Below are 19083 nucleotides of genomic sequence, written 5' to 3'. Positions count from 1 at the left end.
GTTCGGCTCCCCGGTGCGCTCAATCATGCTGTGCTCCGCCGCTCGGGGATCGCTGGCGGCCGGCACCCGTGACCTGACGAGTAACACGATGGCTGATTTACCGATTGACGACCTAAACGTTGCCTCCAACGAAACCCTGATCACACCTGAACAGCTCAAGCGCGAGATGCCTTTGCGTGCAACGGCGCTGCAGACTGTGACCAAAGGGCGTGAGGTAATTCGCAACATCCTGGATGGCACAGACCATCGACTGTTTGTTGTCATCGGGCCTTGCTCGATTCACGATATCAAGGCTGCCCACGAGTATGCCGAGCGCCTCAAGGTGCTGGCCGCAGAAGTCAGCGACACCCTGTATCTGGTGATGCGCGTCTATTTCGAAAAACCACGGACAACGGTCGGCTGGAAAGGCCTGATCAACGACCCGTATCTGGATGACTCGTTCAAGATCGAAGACGGCCTGCATATCGGTCGCAAATTGCTGCTGGACCTGGCCGAAATGGGCCTGCCAACCGCAACCGAAGCCCTTGATCCGATTTCACCGCAGTACCTGCAGGACCTCATCAGCTGGTCAGCCATCGGCGCGCGTACCACCGAGTCGCAGACTCACCGCGAAATGGCTTCCGGCCTGTCCTCGGCCGTGGGCTTCAAGAACGGCACCGATGGCGGCCTGACAGTTGCAATCAACGCACTGCAGTCGGTTTCCAGCCCCCACCGCTTCCTGGGTATCAACCAGGAAGGTGGCGTGTCGATCGTTACCACAAAGGGCAACGCTTACGGGCACGTCGTCTTGCGCGGCGGCAACGGCAAGCCGAACTATGATTCGGTCAGCGTGGCCTTGTGCGAACAAGCACTGAACAAGGCAAAAATAACCCCGAACATCATGGTCGACTGCAGCCACGCCAACTCCAACAAGGATCCGGCCCTGCAACCGCTGGTGATGGACAACGTGGCCAACCAGATCGTCGAAGGCAACCAGTCGATTATCGGCCTGATGGTCGAAAGCAATCTGAACTGGGGCTGCCAGGCCATTCCTAAAAACCTCGAAGACTTGCAGTACGGTGTCTCCATTACCGATGCCTGCATCGACTGGGCCAGCACTGAAACCACCTTGCGCAGCATGCACGCCAAGCTCAAGGATGTACTGCCCAAGCGTACTCGCGGCTGATCGATAACATCTCTTGGCGGGGCGGGCCTGCTCACCCCGCCAAGGGATGGACGCGTAACACCGGAGCCGGCACTCGCCGGCACCAGCCATCTGCTTGCTTCACCCCGGCCACCGCCTGCCCCCGTTTCTTTGCGGACGCCTGAATGCCACGGCGCGTTCATAGACAGGAGAGCAGCATGAGCACAGGTTTCCCGTCACACCGCAGCTTTACCCGCCAACGTGAACAGTTTTTGGCCGCCGCCACTGCAGCAGGCGCACGCCTGTACCACTATCCTCACCCCCTGTGCGGTCCGTTTGGCGAAGCCCTGGGCACCGATGTCGCACTGATCGGCAACCCCCAGGCAAAACACCTGTTGATCGCCCTGAGCGGCACCCATGGGGTCGAAGGCTTTTATGGCTCGGATTGCCAAAGCCGGTGGCTGCAGACATTCAACCCGCAAACCCTGCCTGACGACGTGGCGGTGTTGATGATTCACCTGATCAACCCGTGGGGCACCGCGTGGATACGCCGGGTCAATGAAGACAATATCGACCTGAACCGCAATTTTCTGGATTTCAGCCAGGCACCGCCGGACAACCAGGCGTATGAGGCGCTGCATGCCATCTACACCTGCGATCAATTACGCGGCCCGCACCGGGAACAGGCCGACGCCCGGCTCAATGATCGGGTGCAGGGTGAGGGCTGGCCGGCCGTGATGTCGATTGTCGAGGCTGGCCAGTACCGCCATCCCGACGGACTGTTTTATGGCGGCAAGAGTGCCAGTTGGTCGAACCGGACGCTGCACGAAATTTTGCGCGAGCACCTTGCCAGCGCCAGCGTCGCCATGTGCTTCGACCTGCATACCGGCGCGGGTGATTATGGTCATCCAATGCTGCTGACCATCGCCCAGGCTGCCTATCCGGCGCTTGCCGATGCCCGGCAGCTGTTTGGTCCATGGTTATTCACCCTGATCACCGGCGCCGACAGCCAAAGCGCTACCGGGGTTGCCGCGACGGCCACCGGATATGCCTCGCAAGCAATCATCGACGCCCTGCCCCGGGTGCGCCTGATGCCCTTTGTAATTGAATGCGGCACCTATCCTGGCGAGCAGGTTCACAGTGTTCTGCGCGATGACCAGTGGCTGCATCTGCACGGCGACCTGGACAGCCCGCAGGCGCGTCAGATCAAGCTGCAACTGCTTGAACAGTTCTGTCCGGCCGACAGCGACTGGCAAGAACTGGTGTGGGTACGCACGCGCCAGATCTGGGAGCGGGCGCTGGGGGCATTGATCAAGATGGCGGACTGAGGAGGCCGCCGGGGTTCGATCAGGGTTTTGCGGCCCACAAAAAAACGCCGGGCTGTTGGCCCGGCGTTTTTGTGAGTCTGGTTTCAGGTTTTCGCCTGGGCACGCTTGTGGCGTTCCATATAACGCTCGACATAAGAGCAAGAGGGAATCACTTCGTATCCCATCTTTTCGGCGTAATCGAGCGCCTGCTCCGTCAATGCTGCCGCAATACCCCGGCCACGCAAGGCATTGGGTACAAAGGTGCGATAGATATCCAGAGTCTGCTTGCCCAGATCCATGTAGGTCAGGTAAGCACGATGACCGTCGACAGTGGTCTCAAACTGGTGACCTGCCTGGTCATGGTGGATAGACAACGCCTCGCTCATCATTGCTCCTTAGCGGGTCTTGAACCGTGACCTCTACATTACTGTTGTTTTTGTGCCGAGGGAACCACTTCGCCATCAGGGGTACGCTATGGACACCAAACCTGTGGCCAGCCCGATAACTTGCCAGCACCCTTAACATTTTTCTGAAAGTTAAGCCTATGACGCACAACCGAACTTAAAGTCACGCCATCAAGCGGCGGGCTCGACCCGCGGCCAGGGCTTTAAACTGGCTGTTTTTCAAGCACAATCTGTTAAAGCTAGTCCATCCGCATTGATTGCCAAATATTTTTTTTGGTTCTTGCGCTAGGTCAGTTTACTTACTACAAGTAATGGGTAGTATGTACGCCGGCTGTTTCCTCGCTTTGAAGGAGCAGCTTCAAATAGAAAGTCCTTGAAGGGGAACACGATGAACAACGTTCTGAAATTCTCTGCTCTGGCATTGGCCGCAGTTCTGGCTACCGGTTGCAGCAGCGTATCTAAAGAAACTGAAGCCCGCCTGACTGCAACTGAAGACGCAGCAGCTCGCTCCCAGGCTCGTGCTGACGAAGCATACCGTAAAGCTGACGAAGCTCTGGCTGCTGCTCAAAAAGCACAGCAGACTGCTGATGAAGCTAACGAACGTGCTCTGCGCATGCTTGAAAAAGCAAGCCGCAAGTAATAATCCTTCGGGGTTATTATCAAGCCGACCCATTTATGGGTCGGCTTTTTTATTGCCCGCAACTAAGCGGGCAATAAAAAACCGCCAGGGCATTAACCGTGGCGGTTTTTTTTAACGTGAATTTACTGCACGTAATCCAGCGACTGGCCAACTGGCTCAGCTGAATTAGCAACGCCTATTTCTTCCGGGATACCGGTCTCGGCACCCACAACAGGGAAGGCTTTGTCCTTGTCGATCTGAATGCTGTTCTCCAGGTCTTTGTGCTTGAGCAAAAAGTTGATAAACCCCGCGTACTTGTTCTGCAAGTCTTCAGGGGTCAAATGCGACTTGTCGCTGACGGCCACCAGAGAGCCATCTTTGACATTCAGCGGCTCATGAACCTCAAGGAAGACCTTGCCACCACTCAAACCCAGCTTGTAGGGTTCGTTGATGATTCTGACCGGCGTTCCCACCGGCACCATTTGCGCCATTTCCAGCACATTCTTGTTAAGCATGCGGAAACAGCCATGGCTGGTACCCGTGCCAATGCCAAACTTTGCGTTCGAGCCGTGGATCAGGTAACCCGGCATGCCGAGCGTGAACTTGAAGGGCCCCAGCGGGTTATCCGGCCCTGCAGGCACCACGTTGGGCAGCGGGTCACCGTTCCTGGCGTGTTCGGCCTTGATCGAAGCCGGCGGCGTCCAGGTCGGGTTAGGCGTCTTGGCAGTGACCTTGGTGAACCCCAGAGGCGAACCCCAACCTTCGCGTCCGATCCCCAGCGGAAAGGTGTAAACCTTGTCCTGGTCCTTGGGGAAGTAGTACAGCCGGTACTCTGCCAGGTTGATCACAATCCCTTCACGCTTGCCCGGCGGCAGGATGAACTGGGTCGGCAACACGATATTGGTATCGACAAGCGTGCCATCCGGATTCTTTTTGACCGGCAACCAGGCGTCCACCCCCGGGTTGGCCGCGATCATTTCCGAGTACCCAAGTTCGTACTGGTTGCCCAGATCGGCAAAGGAGTCCTCGTACTTGCCCTTGATCACCTGCACCTCACCCACCACATCTTCACCCGGCGGTGGCAGCGGGAATTCAAGCGCAGAAACGGGACCCGCAACACACAATGCGGCAACTGACAGGTAGCGGGTGACTGCAGGTAGGCGCGACAACATCCGGAACATCCTTCGCATAATCAACGGGGATAAAAAAGGGAGTGTACACCGCGCCCACGGTGATCGTGGGCCGGTTCAGGTGCCAGACAAGTTAGATCATAGTTCAAAGCGCAATTCAGGCCAGATCGGCTCGGTGCCGCGGCGTTGCGACTCGATGATTGCCCGGCACAACGGGCACAGCCGGTGGTCCTGGAAGACCTTGCGCGTGACATCTGACCAACGTGGCTGCGCAGGCAGCAACGAGCCGCATAACGTGCGGTCAATGGTGCCTCCCAGCTCCAGTTGGCGCGTCACCAGATGCACCCGTACCTCCTGGCAGGCGAACAAATCGAGCTGCTCATCGGGCTCGATCAGTTGATAGGCATATAAAGACCAGGCAGGACGCGACATCAGGGGCTCCAAATCGGGGGGGCGCCACCTTAGCCGAAACACTGCAACTAGAAAAGCATCAAAGCAGCGGTTTTAGCACCGGCCACACATTATCCAGCAAACGGCCCTGCGCTCCGACCGCCGGATGTATGCCATCGGCCTGCATCAGCTCAGGATGACCACCGATACCCTCGAGGAAAAAAGGCAACAGCTCGACCTTTTTCTCCTCCCCCAACTCGCTGTAGACCCGGGCAAACGCCGTTGTATAACGCGCACCATAATTAGGCGGCAGCTGCATGCCCAACAGCAGCACTTTGGCCCCCGCCTCCAGGGACTGATCAATCATGCCGGCAAGATTTTGTTTCAATTGCGCCGGTAACTGCCCGCGCAGGCCATCATTACCGCCCAATTCGACAATCACCACATCGGGTTTATGCTCTGCAAGCAGTGCCGGCAGCCGCGCGAGCCCTCCTGCACTGGTGTCACCGCTGACCGAGGCATTGATCACCTGGTCATCGTAGCCTTGCTGCCTGAGCCGCTGCTCCAGCAACGACACCCACCCCAGACGGGTATCCAGGCCGAAAGCCGCGCTGATACTATCGCCAACAATCAAGATTGTTCCTGCCGCTGCATTCTGTGCCATACACATCAGGGCCAGGGCAGCACTTAAAAACCACACACGCATTGGATTCTCCATGGGCGAAAGTATTCTCACCGCGCAGAACCTTAGCAAAGTGGTCCCCAGCGCGGAAGGCGAACTAACCATCCTGCACCCTTTGAGCCTTGAGCTGAACAAGGGCGACAGTCTGGCGATCGTGGGCGCATCGGGCTCCGGAAAATCCACCCTCCTGGGCCTGCTGGCCGGCCTCGACCTGCCAAGCCAGGGCGAAGTGATTCTGGCCGGACGTGCCCTCAGCAGTCTGGACGAAGATCAGCGCGCACGCGTCAGAGCCGAACACGTCGGGTTTGTGTTCCAGTCATTCCAGTTGCTCGACAGCCTCAATGCGCTGGAGAACGTCATGTTGCCGCTGGAGCTCGAGGGCCGTAGAGATGCTCGCGAGCACGCCCGCCACCTGCTGGAACGGGTCGGCCTGGGGCAACGCCTGAGCCATTCGCCGCGCCAGCTTTCCGGTGGCGAACAGCAACGGGTAGCCATAGCCCGGGCATTTGCCGCCAACCCGGACGTACTGTTTGCCGACGAGCCCACCGGCAATCTGGACAGTCACACCGGTGAGCGCATTACCGAGCTGCTCTTCGAATTGAACAAGGAGCGTGGCACCACCCTGGTGCTGGTGACCCACGATGAACGCCTGGCCCATCGTTGCCGGCGCCTGATCCGTCTTGAAGCCGGCCATTTGGTCGGCCCCCTGGAGCCTTGATGGCACGCTTGCCGCTGTTGCGCCTGTTCAGCCTCGCTGTGCGCCAGCTCCTGCGCGATGCCCGCGCCGGGGAGTTACGCGTGCTGTTTTTTGCGCTGCTGGTCGCCGTCGCCGCCAGCACGGCCATCGGCTATTTCGGTGCCCGCCTCAATGGCGCGATGTTACTGCGTGCCACCGAGTTTCTGGGCGCCGACCTGGTGCTCGATGGCAGCTCACCGGCACGTGAAGAGCAAATCAGGGTGGGCAGGGAATTGGGCCTGCAGCACGCCCGGGTCGTGGAGTTTTCCAGTGTCATCGCCACTGACAACGGCATTCAGCTGTCCAGCATCAAGGCGGCTGACAGTGCTTACCCCTTGCGGGGCGAGCTGAAAAGCGCAGCGCAACCCTACGCCGAGGAACAACCCGGCGGTGGCCCCGCGCCCGGGGAAGCCTGGGCAGAAGCCAGACTGCTGACGGCCCTGGACCTGAAAGTCGGCGACCCCATCGATGTCGGCTCCAAAACTGTGCGTATCACCCGCGTCCTGACCTACGAGCCAGACCGCGCCGGCAACTTCTACAGCCTCACCCCACGGGTACTGATCAACCTGGACGACCTCGCCGCCACCGGTATCGTACAGCCCGGCAGCCGGGTCAGCTTTCGCGAACTGTGGCGTGGTGACGCCCCGGCTCTTGAATCCTATCGCCAGGTCATCAAACCCGGCCTCGACGCCAACCAGCGCCTGCTGGACGGGCGTGATGGCAACCAGCAGATTGGCGGCGCGCTCGGCAAGGCCGAACGTTATCTGAATATGGCCAGTCTGGTGGCGGTGCTGCTCTCTGGCGTCGCAGTGGCGTTGTCTGCAACCCGCTTTGCCAATCGCCGTTTTGATGCCAGCGCCCTGCTGCGCTGTCTGGGCCTGTCCCGGCGCGAAACCCTCTGGCTGTTTACCCTGCAACTAACGGTACTCGGCTTGCTGGCCAGCCTTGCGGGGGCTCTGCTCGGCTGGGTGGCGCAGCTTGGTTTGTTTGCACTGTTGCATGATTTATTGCCTGCCGATGTGCCGGCCGGCGGCCTGATGCCGGCCATTGCCGGGATGGGAACCGGGCTGGTAGCACTGGCCGGTTTCGCCTTGCCGCCACTGGCTGCGCTGGGACGCGTCCCGCCGCTACGGGTATTGCGCCGTGACATATTGCCGATCCCGGCCAGTACCTGGACGGTTTACGGCGCCGCCTTGCTGGCACTCGGGCTGATCATGTGGCGCATGAGCCTCGATCTGGTGCTGACGTTCGCCCTGCTCGGCGGTGGCATAATTGCCGCGCTGGTGCTCGGCGGTCTATTGCTGCTGGGCCTGCAAAGCCTTCGCCGCCTGCTGGCCGGGGCCTCGTTGCCGTGGCGTCTGGGGCTGGGCCAGTTACTGCGCCATCCACTGGCCGCTGCCGGCCAGGCCCTGGCCTTTGGCCTGATTCTGCTGTCGATGGCGTTGATTGCCCTGCTGCGTGGCGAGCTGCTCGACACCTGGCAAAACCAGTTGCCCAAAGATGCCCCCAACTACTTCGCCCTGAACATCCTGCCAGCGGATAAAGACGCGTTCAGCAAGCGCCTGCACGAACTGCAAGCGCAGGCGGCGCCACTGTACCCGGTGGTGCCCGGACGCTTGATCAGTATCAATGGCGAGCCCGTGCAGGAACTCGTCAGCAAAGACTCCCCTGGCGACAAAGCGATCCAGCGCGACCTGAGCCTGACCTGGGCCGCCGACCTGCCTGCCGGCAACCAGCTGACTGCGGGCACATGGTGGACAGCTCAGCCGGGGGGCGATGTACCCGGTGTGTCAGTGGAGGCAAAAGTAGCCGAAAGCCTGAAACTCAAACTGGGCGATCACCTGGTCTTTACCGTTGCCGGGGTAAATCGCGAGGCCCAGGTCAGCAGTTTGCGCAGCATCAACTGGGACAATTTCCAGCCGAACTTCTTCATGATCTTCCAGCCGGGCACCTTGCAGGACTTGCCCGCCACCTATCTCACCAGCTTTTATCTGGCCCCGGGCCATGACCGGGAAATCATCGATCTGTCGCGCAGCTTTCCGGCCGTGACCATTCTGCCTATCGAAGCCCTGCTGGCGCAGCTGCGCAGCATCCTTGCGCAAGTCACCATCGCCGTGGAATACGTGCTGCTGTTTGTCCTGGCTGCCGGTATGGCAGTGCTGTTCTCCGGTTTGCAGTCCACCCTGGACGAGCGTATCCGCCAAGGCGCCTTGCTGCGGGCCCTGGGGGCAGAACGGCAACTGTTGATCAAAACCCGGCGCATAGAGTTCGGCCTGCTGGGTGCTACCAGCGGTTTACTGGCCGCCCTGGGCACCGAGCTGGTGAGCCTGGTGCTGTATCGCTTCGCCTTCGACCTGCCATGGCATCCACACCCGTGGTTGCTGCTGCTGCCTGTACTAGGGGCATTGATGGTCGGTGGTGCCGGGGTGTTTGGCACCCGCCGGGCACTTAATGCCAGCCCGCTAACCGTGTTGCGCGAGGGCTGATAGACTCGCGTTTTTCATATGCCAACGGATGCCCATGAGCCGCTATCGCCCTCCCCGCCCTGCCGGCACCGCGCTGATCACCCCCGAAGGTGAAGCGCGAATGCGTGCCGAGCTGCACGAGTTGTGGCACGTGCGCAGACCGCAAGTCACACAGTCGGTCAGCGAGGCTGCGGCCCAGGGCGATCGTTCGGAAAACGCCGAATACACTTACGGCAAAAAAATGCTGCGCGAAATCGACAGTCGCGTGCGCTTTCTGACCAAGCGTCTGGAAAGCCTCAAGGTCGTCAGCGAAAAGCCCAGTGACCCGAACAAGGTTTACTTCGGGGCATGGGTCACGATTGAAGATGAAGACGCAAAGCAGTCGCGCTACCGCATCGTCGGCCCCGACGAGCTGGACCTCAAACAGGGCCTGATCAGTATCGACTCGCCCCTGGCCCGGGCGCTGATCGGAAAATCGCTGGATGCTGAAGTACAGGTGCAAACACCCACCGGTGAACAGTGGGTGTACATCGTGGCGATTGAATATCCCTGAGTTCAGCGCAGAGTGATCAGGCCCTGACGCGACACACGGGTAAGGTTGCCAATCACCAGCTCGGCGTTCTCGGCACTGGGGGATTGAATCACTGCCAGATCGAAGCTGTTGCTGGCAAAGCGTGCCAGGCTGTCACCTTCTTCGACAAACTGAATCAGAAACGCCGAAGCCCGGCCTTTGCGACGCGGCCAGCCGTCCAGATAACGCAGCAGCGTAGGCTGATGTTTACCGCTCAGAAGGATTTTTGGATTGCGCAGGTTCAGATTGGCCGTGATCGGCTCAAGACGTACAAGGGGACGCGTCTGACTCATGTTTCGGTTCTCCGCCTCAAGGTTCTGCGTGGCAGGTGAGAGGCAACACCGAACCAGCGCTTTAGCGGTATTTCGAGGCCTGCTTCAAGCCTCTTAGAAGGTCTTGCAACCCTCTGGCGCCCCGCAAGTAGCTGTTTAAATCGGCGCAAGAAAACATCCTAGATAAACCGGCTTGTAGCTGTCAACAATCCTGTACAACGAAAAAGGCCCGCTTGCGGCGCAATGCTGTTCACACAAGTAAACCCTGCCTTGCCGGAGCAACCTTGTCTCGCGATGTTCTCGAGAACATCGCGAGACAAGCTCGCTCCTACAGTTGAGACAGCAGTGGTTCAAGTGAACAGGATTGCGCTTGCGGCGGGCCTTTTAGTGAACGTTGCACTTTATTTGGCGATAGCACCATCGATGGACAACTTGCCCGCGCCTTCCAGCAGCACGGCCACCGTACCGCCCAACAGCGCCAGGGCAAACTCATAACCATTGTTGGCCATGAACAAACCGTTATGGATATGCACCGAGAAAATCGCCACCAGCAAGGTGAATGACAGGCCCAGGGCAGCCGGACGGGCCAGCAAACCGACAATCAGGGCCAGGCCGCCAAAAAACTCGGTGCCGCCAGACAGCAGTGCCATCAAGGTGCCCGGCGTCAGGCCAATACTTTCCATCCATTGCGCAGTACCGGCAAGTCCACCACCACCGAACCAGCCGAAGAGTTTTTGTGAGCCATGGGCAGCAAAAATAATGCCCACGAAAACCCGCAACACTGTCAGGCCATAGCCTGCACGGGTACCCAAAACGGTTTGGATCAATTTGCTCATGCTGTAGTCCTTTAGATCATCAGGTGGGGAATGCTCGCCATACTAATCAGTTTTCATCATGTTAAAAGTCGAATAAACCCGACATAACAATCAAATTATCCGATCATTTCCGGGAGACCAGCTCAGGCTTTACTGGCTCCAGCGAGTCACGCTCCCGGTCGAAGGCCAAATAGTATTTATTCACACTATTAACATAGCTGACCGCACCCATTCCAACCTGCTCCATGGCAATCCGCTCGACCTGGAAGAACCATTGATCAGGGTTCAAACCACGCCGCCTGGCCTCGGCCCGCATACCCTGCACACGTTCCGGGCCCATGTTGTAGGCCGCCAGCACAAAAGCCATGCGCTCACGCTCATTGAGCTTGGGGCTGGCAAAGAACTTGCGGCGGATCATCGCCAGGTACTTGGCCCCTGCTTGCACATTGTTATCTACATTCTGAATGTTGCTGACCCCCACTCTCTGGGCAGCCGAAGGGGTAATTTGCAGCAACCCCGTAGCCCCGCCAGAGCCCCGGGCATCAGGGTCAAGGGTTGACTCCTTGAACGCCAGCGCCGCCAGGTTCAACCAGTCCATCCCCTGCTGGCGCGCATGCTTTTGCAGAATCGGCCGCAGCTTTTCAAGCTTCTGGCGATCGGCCCGGGCCAACGGGTAATGCACCCGATACAAGCGTCGGTACACCCGCTCGAAGGCTACGTCCTGATCGGACGGGGCCTTGTAGCTCAGCACAAAGCGGTCAATGCTGGCACGCAACATCGATGCATCACGGCGCACATACCAGCGCATGGCAGCAGGCTCGCTGACCAGTACCTTGCGGTCAAAACGCAGCTTGGGCATCAAGGTCGCCCAGCGTTCGGCAATAGGTCGCTCAACAATGGTCAGATGAAAAATACCGGCCTGAACCATCTCCAGCACATCTTCGACGGCCAGGCTGGGGTCCACCCATTCGATTTTTACCGCCGGCAGTTTTCGCAGGGCCAGCTTCTGATTGATCATGTTGACCGCCGCTCCGGCTGCGCTGCCGGTGGTCAATGTCACAGTCCGGCCTGACAGCTGTTCGAAACGGCTGAACCTGCGCTCACCCTTGACCCCCACCAGCAGCAAAGGCACGTCATCGACGATCGGGTCGCTGGGGCTGATGGCATGGTTGGCTTTAAAGTCGAGCAACTCGCCCGGGGCTACCAGATCACCTTCACCACGGGACAAGGCGCCCAGCAGTTGATCCTTGGCTTTGGGGATGATTTTGAGGGTGATTTCCTGGCCATCGCGGGCGTGGCCATTGAGGTAGCGCTCGAATGCGTGCAACCGATGATATTCAACACCGATCGCCTGGCCTTGCACCTCTCCCGAGCTATTGCGGCTTTGGTTGACCAGCACCCGTAACACCTGACTGCTGCGGATTTGCGCCAGATCGCGGACCTGACTGGGCTGCCCGACCTGTAACGGTCCGGCCAGGCGCGCCAGTACCGGTAGTGGCAGCAGCATCAGGCACAGCGCAATCAATAGTGTTGGTCTTGTCATCCGTTCTCCGGAAAGAATACAGCCCGGCGCCGTGTCGGATTACCCGACAACCGGTGCCCCTTTTGGGGGATTTAAGCGCTGGGAACAGCGCGCAATACAGTCAATGCGTCCTGTAGAAAACCGGGCATTGCGTTGTTGCGGCATTCAAAGACAACCATAACTGTCTGTAGTTCTTGGTTTTTCTTATAAATCTACAGCTCTGATATGCTTCTCGGCCTGTGGCCTGAGGTAGCACCATGCAACTCATCGATATCGGCGTCAACCTGACCAACCCTAGCTTCGACGGCAAACACCAGGCGGTTTTAGACCGTGCCTACGCGGCTGGCGTGGCGCAACTGATCCTCACGGGCACCAGCATTGAAGGCAGTGAACTGGCCTTGCAACTGTGCCGCGAGCTTGACCAGAGCGGTCAGCGACTGTTCGCCACGGCGGGGATTCACCCGCACTCGGCCAGTGACTGGAACAGCGACAGTGCCCAGCGTTTACTGGCCCTGCTCAAAGACCCCAACGTGCGTGCCGTGGGTGAATGCGGGCTGGACTTCAACCGCGATTTCTCACCGCGCCCGCAACAGGAGAAAGTGCTGGAAGAACATCTGGCGCTGGCGGTAGAGCTGCAGTTACCGGTGTTCCTGCACGAACGTGATGCCAGTCAGCGTCTGCTGGAAATCCTGCGCAACTATCGCGACCACTTGCCCGCTGCGGTGGTGCACTGCTTTACCGGAGAAAAGAAGGCGCTGTTCAGCTACCTGGACCTGGACTTGCACATCGGTATCACGGGCTGGATTTGCGACGAGCGCCGCGGTACCCATTTGCACCCGCTGGTGCGGGATATTCCCCGGGGTCGCCTGATGCTTGAAAGCGATGCGCCGTACTTGTTGCCGCGGACCTTGCGACCAAAACCGAAAAATGGTCGTAATGAACCGGCTTATTTAACAGAAGTTCTGCGGGAAGTGGCGGTGCATCGGGAAGAGAGCGAACAGGACCTGGCCGAACATACGACGGCATGCGCGCGGGCGTTTTTTGGATTGCCGGGTTAGCAGCAAGCCTCAAACCTGTAGCTTGCAGCCTCCCATACGGGCAGTTAGATCAACAACAAAACAACAGTATCCTGACCCATATCAGCAGGTCTTCCTCGGGTAGCGGCACAATGATGGCACCTTGCCAATATTGTTTCCGCAAAATCAGAGAAGACCTTCCATGGGTACCTGGCTTAGCAACATCTCGCTCAAATACAAATTCTGGGCCGTCAATGCGGTGGCTTTCATCACTACGTTGCTGCTGGTGCTGTACGCCGTACAGCTTGAGCAGCAATCGCGCGGTGAAGCTGCTCAGGCCAGCGCCCGGGCCCAGGCCCATCTGCTGGCTGCATGGCCCGCCGGTCAGGCGCTGCCTGTAGCCAGTCATGTCTTGCTGTTACCAACCGATAAGGCCCCCAATCTTGATCCGCGCTCACTCGGGCAACTGAACAATGGCAATGGCTGGGTTTCTATCAATGCCATGCCACTGTTCGGGCAAAATCCGTTGCTGGGCGCCGAGGTGGTGACCCGCGGCGACAACCAGAAAATCGCGGTGCTGGCCTATGCCCCCAGCCTGGCGCAGGTATTCATGGAGCGTCTGCCCAACTATGCAGGGGCTGTGCTGATTCTGATGCTGGCGATGCTCGGCGCCTCGCAATTGCTGATCCGCTTTTTGCTCAGCCAGCTCAATACCCTCAAGGATGTGATGCTGCATGTCGAGCAAACGGGCGACTTGTCTGCCCGCGTACCCCTGGCCTGTACCGATGAAGTCGGGCAAATGGCCAGCGCCTTTAATGCCATGCAGGCCGGCTACCAGCGCGTGGTGCATACCGTCGCCGACACTGCCGCGCAACTGGACGCCGGCGCCGAGCGCCTGGCCAGCAGCATGGATGAGGTACGCCAGGGCATGCTCGGCCAGCAGAGCGAAACCGATCAGGCGGCCACTGCAATCAACCAGATGTCAGCCACCGTTTTCCACATCGCGCAGCACGCCGGCGCTACCCGCGACCTGTCTCAAACCGCCGATGACCTGGCCGGTAGCGGGCAGCAGGTGGTCAGTCGCGTGCAGCAATCCATCGCCAGCCTGTCCACCGGGGTGCAAACAACCGCCGAGATGATTCAGCAACTCGCCCAGGACAGCCAGAAAATCAACAGTGTGGTCGGCGTGATTCACAGCATTGCCGAACAAACCAACCTGTTGGCGCTAAACGCCGCAATTGAAGCTGCCCGCGCCGGAGAAATGGGCCGGGGGTTTGCAGTGGTCGCCGATGAAGTGCGACATCTGGCCAAGCGCGTCCAGACCTCCACTGACGAAATCACCGCAATGGTATCGGCCCTGCAGGCAGGCACCCGTGACGCGGTGGACTTTATGCAGGAAAGCTCATTCAAGGCCGATGATTGTGTACAGCAGGCCCAGGAAGCCGGGGTAGCCCTGGCCGAGATCACCCGCGCAGTGGCGCAAATGCGCGAAAGCAACACCCAGATCGCCGTTGCCGCGGAGCAACAGAGCCAGGTCGCAGAAGAAATGAATCGGGCCGTGGTCAGCATCCGCGACGTTACCGAAAACACCGTGCAGCAAACCGTAGATTCCGCCACCACCAGCAATCAGCTGGCGACTCTGGCAGGTGAGCTGAATCGGGCCATCGGGCAGTTGAAACTATAGAAAAGACCCTATCGGGCCAATAGCCACAGTTGATTCGCCCCGCCCGTAACCCGGGCTTATGCTTTGTTCATACGGTTCAGCCAAGGCTGAACCTCTGAATAAAACAAGGAGAGCAATCATGGGCAAACGTCACCCCAACCTGCCGGCCTGGCAATGGCGCTCCAACCCGCAGAGCCATCAAAGCACCGCGCATCAGGCACTCAACCTGATCGCAATACCCATGATGGTGCTGGCTTTTCTGTTGCTGGTATCCGGCGTATTCAGTGAAAACGCCGTGAGTGCCAGCATCGGGCTGCTGGCCTTGTTCGCAGGCATGGCGTTGCAACACCAGGGGCGCAAGCTCGAAGCCAGGGCCGGGAATGCGCAACGCAGCCAGACATTTTGACTAACCGAACACCGCTACCGTCTGGCGGCTGATCGCAACCAGTTCGCCATTGGGCGCCCACAGATTGGCCGCCACATGACCGTAGCCGTCACGGGCATGCTCAATCACTGCCAGGTACTGACACCATTCAAGCGTGCTGACTTGCGGCAGGGGCTGCACAAACTCGATGGTCCAGGTCAGCGTGCTGCCCGCTGTAGGTTTGTTCAATAACGGCAGCAATGCAGGTGGCCAGGTATCGACCAGGGCCAGCAAATGGGTTTCAGTCAGCAGCTCGTCCTTGATATCACCGGCAAAACGCACCCAACCACCCATCTCCCGTGTGCCACGCCCGGTGAAAGGCAGCGCACCCACGGCCCAGGCCATGGACATGTGCCGCATGAACTCCGGGGTCACGCCCTTGATATAGGGCAGTAACGGGCTGTCTTCAGGCGCCTTGATCTGCGGCGCGGGCACTCCTTCGAGGTTGATGACCGACTCGCGCGGGGCACCAAAACTGCCTTGCACCAGGGTCACGACCTGACCATTCTGCACCGCCCGCCCCAGGACCTGGCTGACCGCCTTGCCTTGACGCAGTACTTCGACTTCAAAACTGATCGACACATCCGGCTCGGCAGGGCCCACAAAGGTCACCGCCAGCGAACGCAAGGCACGCCCGGCGGGGACCTGCGCGCGCATGGCTTCGTACTGCAAGGCAACCATCAGGCCGCCGAAGCTGGCACGCCCCTGACCCCAGTCCGGGGTAATAGTGACGTCCAGTGGATTGCGGCGAACCGCTTCGACCAATTCACAAAACTGCATGAGCACCTCGATACAGAAAAATATGCAGCGATACTACTCATCCATCCGCCACTGCACAGCGTTGTATCCGCCAAATAGCCAGCCGAAAGGGCCTAGCGAAAACTGGCTGCGCTCAATTTGACCAGTGCCCGGTCTGCGCGCTTCTCGCCGCGAGCCAGCGCGGCCTGCCATTGCTCCACACAAGGCTGCAGGTCGGGCTGCTGCTCGGCCTGAACCAGCCACTGCCAGGCGTCATGCCATTCCCCCAGGGCCTTTTGCGCCTCCTTCAACCGGGCCAGTACCAACACCGGCAAGCGATCCAGCTGTGGATAGGCTTCGGCGGCGTAACGCACGCGCTTGATCAGCAGCCGCACCCGATGCCGGTCATGCCCCGGATCATTCAGGGCCTTTTCCAGGGTCCGCCACTGTTTATCCAGAACCGTCCCGATCCGCTTGCGCAAGCCTTGCAGCAATCGTTCACGCTGAGCCGCGCGGATAAAGCGCGGGAAGACATCGAGGATCATCAGCAACTGTGCCAGTTGGGCACTGTCGGCCACCGCCGCATAACTGCCTGACAGCTGCTCCAGACGCCGCGCTGCCTGCACCCGATAGCCTTGCTGCTGCAAGTGCGCAGCCAGCACTTCAAGATCGCGCAGCGGCGTCGTCAGGAGACCTACCTGGGAGGCGGACATTTCCAGTTGCACCACGCCCGGCAAACCGCGCAACGGGCGCAACAGGCTGCGCAAACGACGTACCGTAGTACGCAAATCGTGCAGTGCCTCGGGATCGGTGTCAGCCTGCAAACGCGCCTGGCAGGCCAGCAACCTGACCTCCAGGCGCACAATTTTGCCGATTATCCGGTCTACCAATTGAGACATCCTTACCCTCCCCCTTCACCGCAACGGCTCAACGTCCTGCGCGGGATTCACGAATATAGAAACGCGCTTTTTCGGCTTTTGTGGTGCAGCCTTCAAAGGCTTCGAATTGTTGCTGGGTTTTCGCCCCGGTCAGTAACGACAAGGCTTTGGAATAACTGACAGTCCCTGCAAAACCTTCCGCCTTGGCCAGATCCAGCTCATGCCAGGCAGCGTCCAGCTGGGTAGCGCAACTGTCTCGATAAGCCGCTTTATTGCCCGCACAACCCGCCAGAGCCAATGCAATCAACGGTACACAAAGCCAAGCTTTCATAATGTTTCCCTCAAAAATTAATGTTCAGTGCAAACTCAGACGGGCAAGCGCCGTAAAAGTGCCTTGACCGGTGTGTGACTGTTGCTGCGACACGCTTTTCAATCGGCCCACGCCGACTGAAAAGCGCGTCCGTGTAACGGCGAGCGATTGCCCTTACATCCTAGCTGGCCGGCGCCGATTTATGCCACAGCTGTCACTACAGGGCACAAAAAGGCATTGTGGACACCTGTCAGACGAAGGTTCGGTTCATGAAAAAACGTATTGCACTGGTATTAGGCTCCGGGGGTGCCCGGGGTTATGCCCATATCGGCGTCATTGAAGAACTTGAGCGTCGCGGTTACGACATTGCCTGCGTTGCAGGCTGCTCAATGGGCGCGGTCGTGGGCGGCATCTACGCCGCCGGCAAACTTGACCAGTATCGCGACTGGATTCAAAGCCTGGACTACCTGGATGTATTGCGCCTGGTCGATGTCAGCTTCCGGCTGGGAGCGATCCGCGGCGAAAAAGTCTTCGGCCAGATCCGCAATATCGTTGGCGAGATCAACATCGAAGACTTGCGCATCCCTTACACCGCAGTCGCTACCGACCTCACCCACCAGCAGGAAATCTGGTTTCAGGAGGGCTGCCTGCACCAGGCAATGCGGGCTTCGGCGGCAATTCCAAGCCTGTTCACCCCGGTGATGCAGGGCAACCGCATGCTGGTCGACGGTGGCCTGCTCAACCCTTTACCCATAGTCCCGGTGGTCTCCAGCCATTGCGACCTGATCATCGCCGTCAACCTGAACTCCACCCACCACAATAACTATCAACTGCCCGTCATCGAGCGCCCTGCAGCATTCAAGGGCCGCTTCGACAGTTTGATGAGCTCACTGGGGTCGCACATTCCGTTTCGCACCAGACAGGCCGAGCACCTGTTGAACCTGGAACAGGAAATGCTCAACCCCCTGACCGAACAGGTGCCCGATCCCTGGCTCGAATCGGCCGCACCAAAAGCCCGGCATACTGGCGACCAGGGCGCCCCCAAGTCAGCCACCGGCTCGTTCATCATCGACAACGTCGGCCCCGCTTCGCTGCTGGACTTGATCAACCAGAGCTTCGAGGTGATGCAGACCTCCCTGGCCCAATACAAGATTGCCGGTTACCCGCCGGATATCCTGATCAATGTGCCCAAACGCGTGTGCCGCTTCTTTGAGTTCTACAAAGCCCCGGAACTCATCGCTCTGGGCCGGCAAATCGCCAAAGACACGCTGGACCGCTACGAAAGTGAAGAGCATTAGTCAAACCCGAGTCAGCAACCGATAACCGACGCCCGCTTCAGTGGCAATAAATCGCGGATGCGTCGGATCATCCGCCAGCTTTTGCCGCAGATGGCCGATCACGATGCGCAGGTAATGACTGTTTTCGATATGGGTCGGGCCCCAAATGTCCTTGAGCAATTGCTGCTGGGTGATCACCCGTCCCGGATGCCGTGCCAGTTGCGCCAGCACCGCGTACTCCTTGCGGGTCAGGGCCACTTCGACCCCATCAAGCAACACCCGGCGATAGGCCAGGTCAACCACCAGAGGGCCAAGCTCAATCGCCGCTTCTTGCGTCTCGCCTGCGGGGGCCTGGCGCAACAGAGCCCGGACCCGGGCCAGAAATTCCTGGATACCGAAAGGCTTGGTCACATAGTCATTGGCCCCGGCGTCCAGCGCCTGGACCTTTTGCACTTCACTGGCGCGCACCGAAAGCACCAGCACCGGCACGTTCGACCATTCGCGAAATTCACGCAGCACCTGCTGGCCGTCCATGTCGGGCAGGCCCAGATCCAGTACCAGCATGTCCGGCTGCTTTAACGCCGCCTGGCTCAAGCCATCAGCCCCAGTGGCAGCTTCCAGCACGTTGTAGCCCTGGGAGACCAGACTGATGCGCAAAAACTTGCGAATCTGCGGTTCATCGTCGATGACCAAAATAGTCGCGCCCTGGCTCATGGCATCACATCGCAGTAAAGGAATGGC

The 19083-nt window shown here is 59.2% G+C and carries 21 protein-coding genes; 10 read left to right on the top strand and 11 right to left on the bottom strand.

The genetic code is table 11. The annotated features are described in order from the left end of the window. Window positions 1-88: 88 nt before the first annotated feature. Window positions 89-1165, top strand: coding sequence for a 3-deoxy-7-phosphoheptulonate synthase (locus tag FEZ21_RS10640; RefSeq protein ID WP_003446834.1), 1077 nt, complete (start codon window positions 89-91; stop codon window positions 1163-1165). Window positions 1166-1341: 176 nt separating this feature from the next. Next, window positions 1342-2451: a DUF2817 domain-containing protein gene (locus FEZ21_RS10635; RefSeq protein WP_160627082.1), complete on the top strand. Its 1110-nt coding sequence runs from the start codon at window positions 1342-1344 to the stop codon at window positions 2449-2451. Between the two features lie 83 nt (window positions 2452-2534). Here FEZ21_RS10635 and FEZ21_RS10630 read toward each other — a convergent pair whose 3' ends face one another. After that, complete coding sequence (locus tag FEZ21_RS10630) at window positions 2535-2816, bottom strand: GNAT family N-acetyltransferase (protein WP_003446831.1); 282 nt, start codon at window positions 2814-2816, stop codon at window positions 2535-2537. 406 nt (window positions 2817-3222) lie between these two features. Between FEZ21_RS10630 and oprI the strand changes: the two genes are divergently transcribed. Continuing rightward, window positions 3223-3474: an outer membrane lipoprotei OprI gene (gene oprI, locus FEZ21_RS10625; protein ID WP_003172710.1), complete on the top strand. Its 252-nt coding sequence runs from the start codon at window positions 3223-3225 to the stop codon at window positions 3472-3474. Window positions 3475-3596: 122 nt separating this feature from the next. Here oprI and FEZ21_RS10620 read toward each other — a convergent pair whose 3' ends face one another. The 3 genes from FEZ21_RS10620 to FEZ21_RS10610 all read right to left on the bottom strand — a co-directional run bounded on the left by FEZ21_RS10620 (window position 3597) and on the right by FEZ21_RS10610 (window position 5679). Beyond that, a complete protein-coding gene (locus FEZ21_RS10620; protein WP_160627080.1) occupies window positions 3597-4625 on the bottom strand; it encodes a L,D-transpeptidase family protein in 1029 nt (342 codons plus the stop codon). 96 nt (window positions 4626-4721) lie between these two features. Next, the gene (locus FEZ21_RS10615) at window positions 4722-5015 is read right to left on the bottom strand and encodes a hypothetical protein (RefSeq protein WP_003446817.1); all 294 of its coding nucleotides are present in this window, start codon (window positions 5013-5015) and stop codon (window positions 4722-4724) included. Between the two features lie 58 nt (window positions 5016-5073). Next, complete coding sequence (locus tag FEZ21_RS10610) at window positions 5074-5679, bottom strand: arylesterase (protein ID WP_003446808.1); 606 nt, start codon at window positions 5677-5679, stop codon at window positions 5074-5076. Between the two features lie 10 nt (window positions 5680-5689). Between FEZ21_RS10610 and FEZ21_RS10605 the strand changes: the two genes are divergently transcribed. The 3 genes from FEZ21_RS10605 to greB are packed head-to-tail and all read left to right on the top strand — an operon-like array spanning window position 5690 to window position 9409. Beyond that, entirely contained in the window at window positions 5690-6373 is a 684-nt protein-coding gene (locus tag FEZ21_RS10605; RefSeq protein ID WP_003446806.1) for an ABC transporter ATP-binding protein, read from the top strand. Then, complete coding sequence (locus tag FEZ21_RS10600; protein WP_160627078.1) at window positions 6373-8877, top strand: ABC transporter permease; 2505 nt, start codon at window positions 6373-6375, stop codon at window positions 8875-8877. The genes FEZ21_RS10605 and FEZ21_RS10600 overlap by 1 nt, the downstream gene beginning before the upstream one ends. A 34-nt stretch (window positions 8878-8911) precedes the next feature. Further along, window positions 8912-9409 carry a transcription elongation factor GreB gene (gene greB / locus FEZ21_RS10595; protein WP_010656996.1) on the top strand — a complete coding sequence of 166 codons (498 nt, stop codon included), beginning with the start codon at window positions 8912-8914 and terminating at the stop codon, window positions 9407-9409. 2 nt (window positions 9410-9411) lie between these two features. Here the strand turns inward: greB and FEZ21_RS10590 are convergent, their stop codons facing one another. The 3 genes from FEZ21_RS10590 to FEZ21_RS10580 all read right to left on the bottom strand — a co-directional run bounded on the left by FEZ21_RS10590 (window position 9412) and on the right by FEZ21_RS10580 (window position 12057). Further along, window positions 9412-9720: a hypothetical protein gene (locus FEZ21_RS10590; protein WP_003446797.1), complete on the bottom strand. Its 309-nt coding sequence runs from the start codon at window positions 9718-9720 to the stop codon at window positions 9412-9414. 380 nt (window positions 9721-10100) lie between these two features. Then, entirely contained in the window at window positions 10101-10535 is a 435-nt protein-coding gene (locus FEZ21_RS10585; protein ID WP_010656997.1) for a DoxX family protein, read from the bottom strand. A gap of 103 nt (window positions 10536-10638) precedes the next feature. Then, window positions 10639-12057 carry a transglycosylase SLT domain-containing protein gene (locus FEZ21_RS10580; protein WP_037001933.1) on the bottom strand — a complete coding sequence of 473 codons (1419 nt, stop codon included), beginning with the start codon at window positions 12055-12057 and terminating at the stop codon, window positions 10639-10641. Between the two features lie 236 nt (window positions 12058-12293). On the opposite strand from FEZ21_RS10580, the gene FEZ21_RS10575 reads away from it, so the two are divergent. The 3 genes from FEZ21_RS10575 (at window position 12294) to FEZ21_RS10565 (ending at window position 15121) form a co-directional block, all read left to right on the top strand. After that, complete coding sequence (locus tag FEZ21_RS10575; RefSeq protein WP_003446789.1) at window positions 12294-13094, top strand: TatD family hydrolase; 801 nt, start codon at window positions 12294-12296, stop codon at window positions 13092-13094. A 160-nt stretch (window positions 13095-13254) separates the two neighbouring features. Next, the gene (locus tag FEZ21_RS10570; protein WP_127195883.1) at window positions 13255-14736 is read left to right on the top strand and encodes a methyl-accepting chemotaxis protein; all 1482 of its coding nucleotides are present in this window, start codon (window positions 13255-13257) and stop codon (window positions 14734-14736) included. 118 nt (window positions 14737-14854) lie between these two features. Continuing rightward, window positions 14855-15121 (top strand): hypothetical protein, encoded by a 267-nt coding sequence (locus tag FEZ21_RS10565; protein WP_003446787.1) that lies wholly within the window; start codon window positions 14855-14857, stop codon window positions 15119-15121. On the opposite strand, the gene FEZ21_RS10560 is transcribed toward FEZ21_RS10565, so the two are convergent. The 3 genes from FEZ21_RS10560 to FEZ21_RS10550 all read right to left on the bottom strand — a co-directional run bounded on the left by FEZ21_RS10560 (window position 15122) and on the right by FEZ21_RS10550 (window position 17086). Continuing rightward, window positions 15122-15919, bottom strand: coding sequence for an acyl-CoA thioesterase II (locus tag FEZ21_RS10560; RefSeq protein WP_160627076.1), 798 nt, complete (start codon window positions 15917-15919; stop codon window positions 15122-15124). It abuts the gene before it with no gap. A gap of 92 nt (window positions 15920-16011) precedes the next feature. Continuing rightward, on the bottom strand, window positions 16012-16776 hold the full coding sequence (locus FEZ21_RS10555) for a CHAD domain-containing protein (RefSeq protein ID WP_160627074.1): 765 nt from the start codon (window positions 16774-16776) through the stop codon (window positions 16012-16014). Between the two features lie 28 nt (window positions 16777-16804). Next, window positions 16805-17086 (bottom strand): hypothetical protein, encoded by a 282-nt coding sequence (locus FEZ21_RS10550; protein ID WP_003446784.1) that lies wholly within the window; start codon window positions 17084-17086, stop codon window positions 16805-16807. A 248-nt stretch (window positions 17087-17334) separates the two neighbouring features. Between FEZ21_RS10550 and FEZ21_RS10545 the strand changes: the two genes are divergently transcribed. After that, a complete protein-coding gene (locus FEZ21_RS10545; protein WP_160627072.1) occupies window positions 17335-18363 on the top strand; it encodes a patatin-like phospholipase family protein in 1029 nt (342 codons plus the stop codon). On the opposite strand, the gene FEZ21_RS10540 is transcribed toward FEZ21_RS10545, so the two are convergent. Beyond that, window positions 18364-19056, bottom strand: coding sequence for a response regulator (locus FEZ21_RS10540; protein ID WP_003446780.1), 693 nt, complete (start codon window positions 19054-19056; stop codon window positions 18364-18366). Between the last annotated feature and the right edge of the window lie 27 nt (window positions 19057-19083).

It is taken from the genome of Pseudomonas sp. 9.1(2019) (assembly GCF_009910445.1).
Taxonomy (GTDB): Bacteria; Pseudomonadota; Gammaproteobacteria; order Pseudomonadales; family Pseudomonadaceae; genus Aquipseudomonas; species Aquipseudomonas paraversuta.
Note: the sequence above shows the minus strand (reverse complement) of the source record. Positions and strands in the feature narration are given on the sequence as shown.

Excerpts from the sequence above, each read along its gene's own strand:
- FEZ21_RS10560 (WP_160627076.1), bottom strand. The coding sequence starts at position 15,919 with ATGCAGTTTTGTGAATTGGTCGAAGCGGTTCGCCGCAATCCACTGGAC.
- FEZ21_RS10590 (WP_003446797.1), bottom strand. The coding sequence starts at position 9,720 with ATGAGTCAGACGCGTCCCCTTGTACGTCTTGAGCCGATCACGGCCAAT.
- FEZ21_RS10555 (WP_160627074.1), bottom strand. The coding sequence starts at position 16,776 with ATGTCTCAATTGGTAGACCGGATAATCGGCAAAATTGTGCGCCTGGAG.
- FEZ21_RS10550 (WP_003446784.1), bottom strand. The coding sequence starts at position 17,086 with ATGAAAGCTTGGCTTTGTGTACCGTTGATTGCATTGGCTCTGGCGGGT.
- FEZ21_RS10605 (WP_003446806.1), top strand. The coding sequence starts at position 5,690 with ATGGGCGAAAGTATTCTCACCGCGCAGAACCTTAGCAAAGTGGTCCCC.
- FEZ21_RS10635 (WP_160627082.1), top strand. The coding sequence starts at position 1,342 with ATGAGCACAGGTTTCCCGTCACACCGCAGCTTTACCCGCCAACGTGAA.
- FEZ21_RS10580 (WP_037001933.1), bottom strand. The coding sequence starts at position 12,057 with ATGACAAGACCAACACTATTGATTGCGCTGTGCCTGATGCTGCTGCCA.
- FEZ21_RS10585 (WP_010656997.1), bottom strand. The coding sequence starts at position 10,535 with ATGAGCAAATTGATCCAAACCGTTTTGGGTACCCGTGCAGGCTATGGC.
- FEZ21_RS10565 (WP_003446787.1), top strand. The coding sequence starts at position 14,855 with ATGGGCAAACGTCACCCCAACCTGCCGGCCTGGCAATGGCGCTCCAAC.
- FEZ21_RS10630 (WP_003446831.1), bottom strand. The coding sequence starts at position 2,816 with ATGAGCGAGGCGTTGTCTATCCACCATGACCAGGCAGGTCACCAGTTT.
- FEZ21_RS10610 (WP_003446808.1), bottom strand. The coding sequence starts at position 5,679 with ATGCGTGTGTGGTTTTTAAGTGCTGCCCTGGCCCTGATGTGTATGGCA.
- FEZ21_RS10600 (WP_160627078.1), top strand. The coding sequence starts at position 6,373 with ATGGCACGCTTGCCGCTGTTGCGCCTGTTCAGCCTCGCTGTGCGCCAG.
- FEZ21_RS10575 (WP_003446789.1), top strand. The coding sequence starts at position 12,294 with ATGCAACTCATCGATATCGGCGTCAACCTGACCAACCCTAGCTTCGAC.
- greB (WP_010656996.1), top strand. The coding sequence starts at position 8,912 with ATGAGCCGCTATCGCCCTCCCCGCCCTGCCGGCACCGCGCTGATCACC.
- FEZ21_RS10620 (WP_160627080.1), bottom strand. The coding sequence starts at position 4,625 with ATGTTGTCGCGCCTACCTGCAGTCACCCGCTACCTGTCAGTTGCCGCA.
- FEZ21_RS10615 (WP_003446817.1), bottom strand. The coding sequence starts at position 5,015 with ATGTCGCGTCCTGCCTGGTCTTTATATGCCTATCAACTGATCGAGCCC.
- FEZ21_RS10570 (WP_127195883.1), top strand. The coding sequence starts at position 13,255 with ATGGGTACCTGGCTTAGCAACATCTCGCTCAAATACAAATTCTGGGCC.
- FEZ21_RS10545 (WP_160627072.1), top strand. The coding sequence starts at position 17,335 with ATGAAAAAACGTATTGCACTGGTATTAGGCTCCGGGGGTGCCCGGGGT.
- FEZ21_RS10640 (WP_003446834.1), top strand. The coding sequence starts at position 89 with ATGGCTGATTTACCGATTGACGACCTAAACGTTGCCTCCAACGAAACC.
- oprI (WP_003172710.1), top strand. The coding sequence starts at position 3,223 with ATGAACAACGTTCTGAAATTCTCTGCTCTGGCATTGGCCGCAGTTCTG.
- FEZ21_RS10540 (WP_003446780.1), bottom strand. The coding sequence starts at position 19,056 with ATGAGCCAGGGCGCGACTATTTTGGTCATCGACGATGAACCGCAGATT.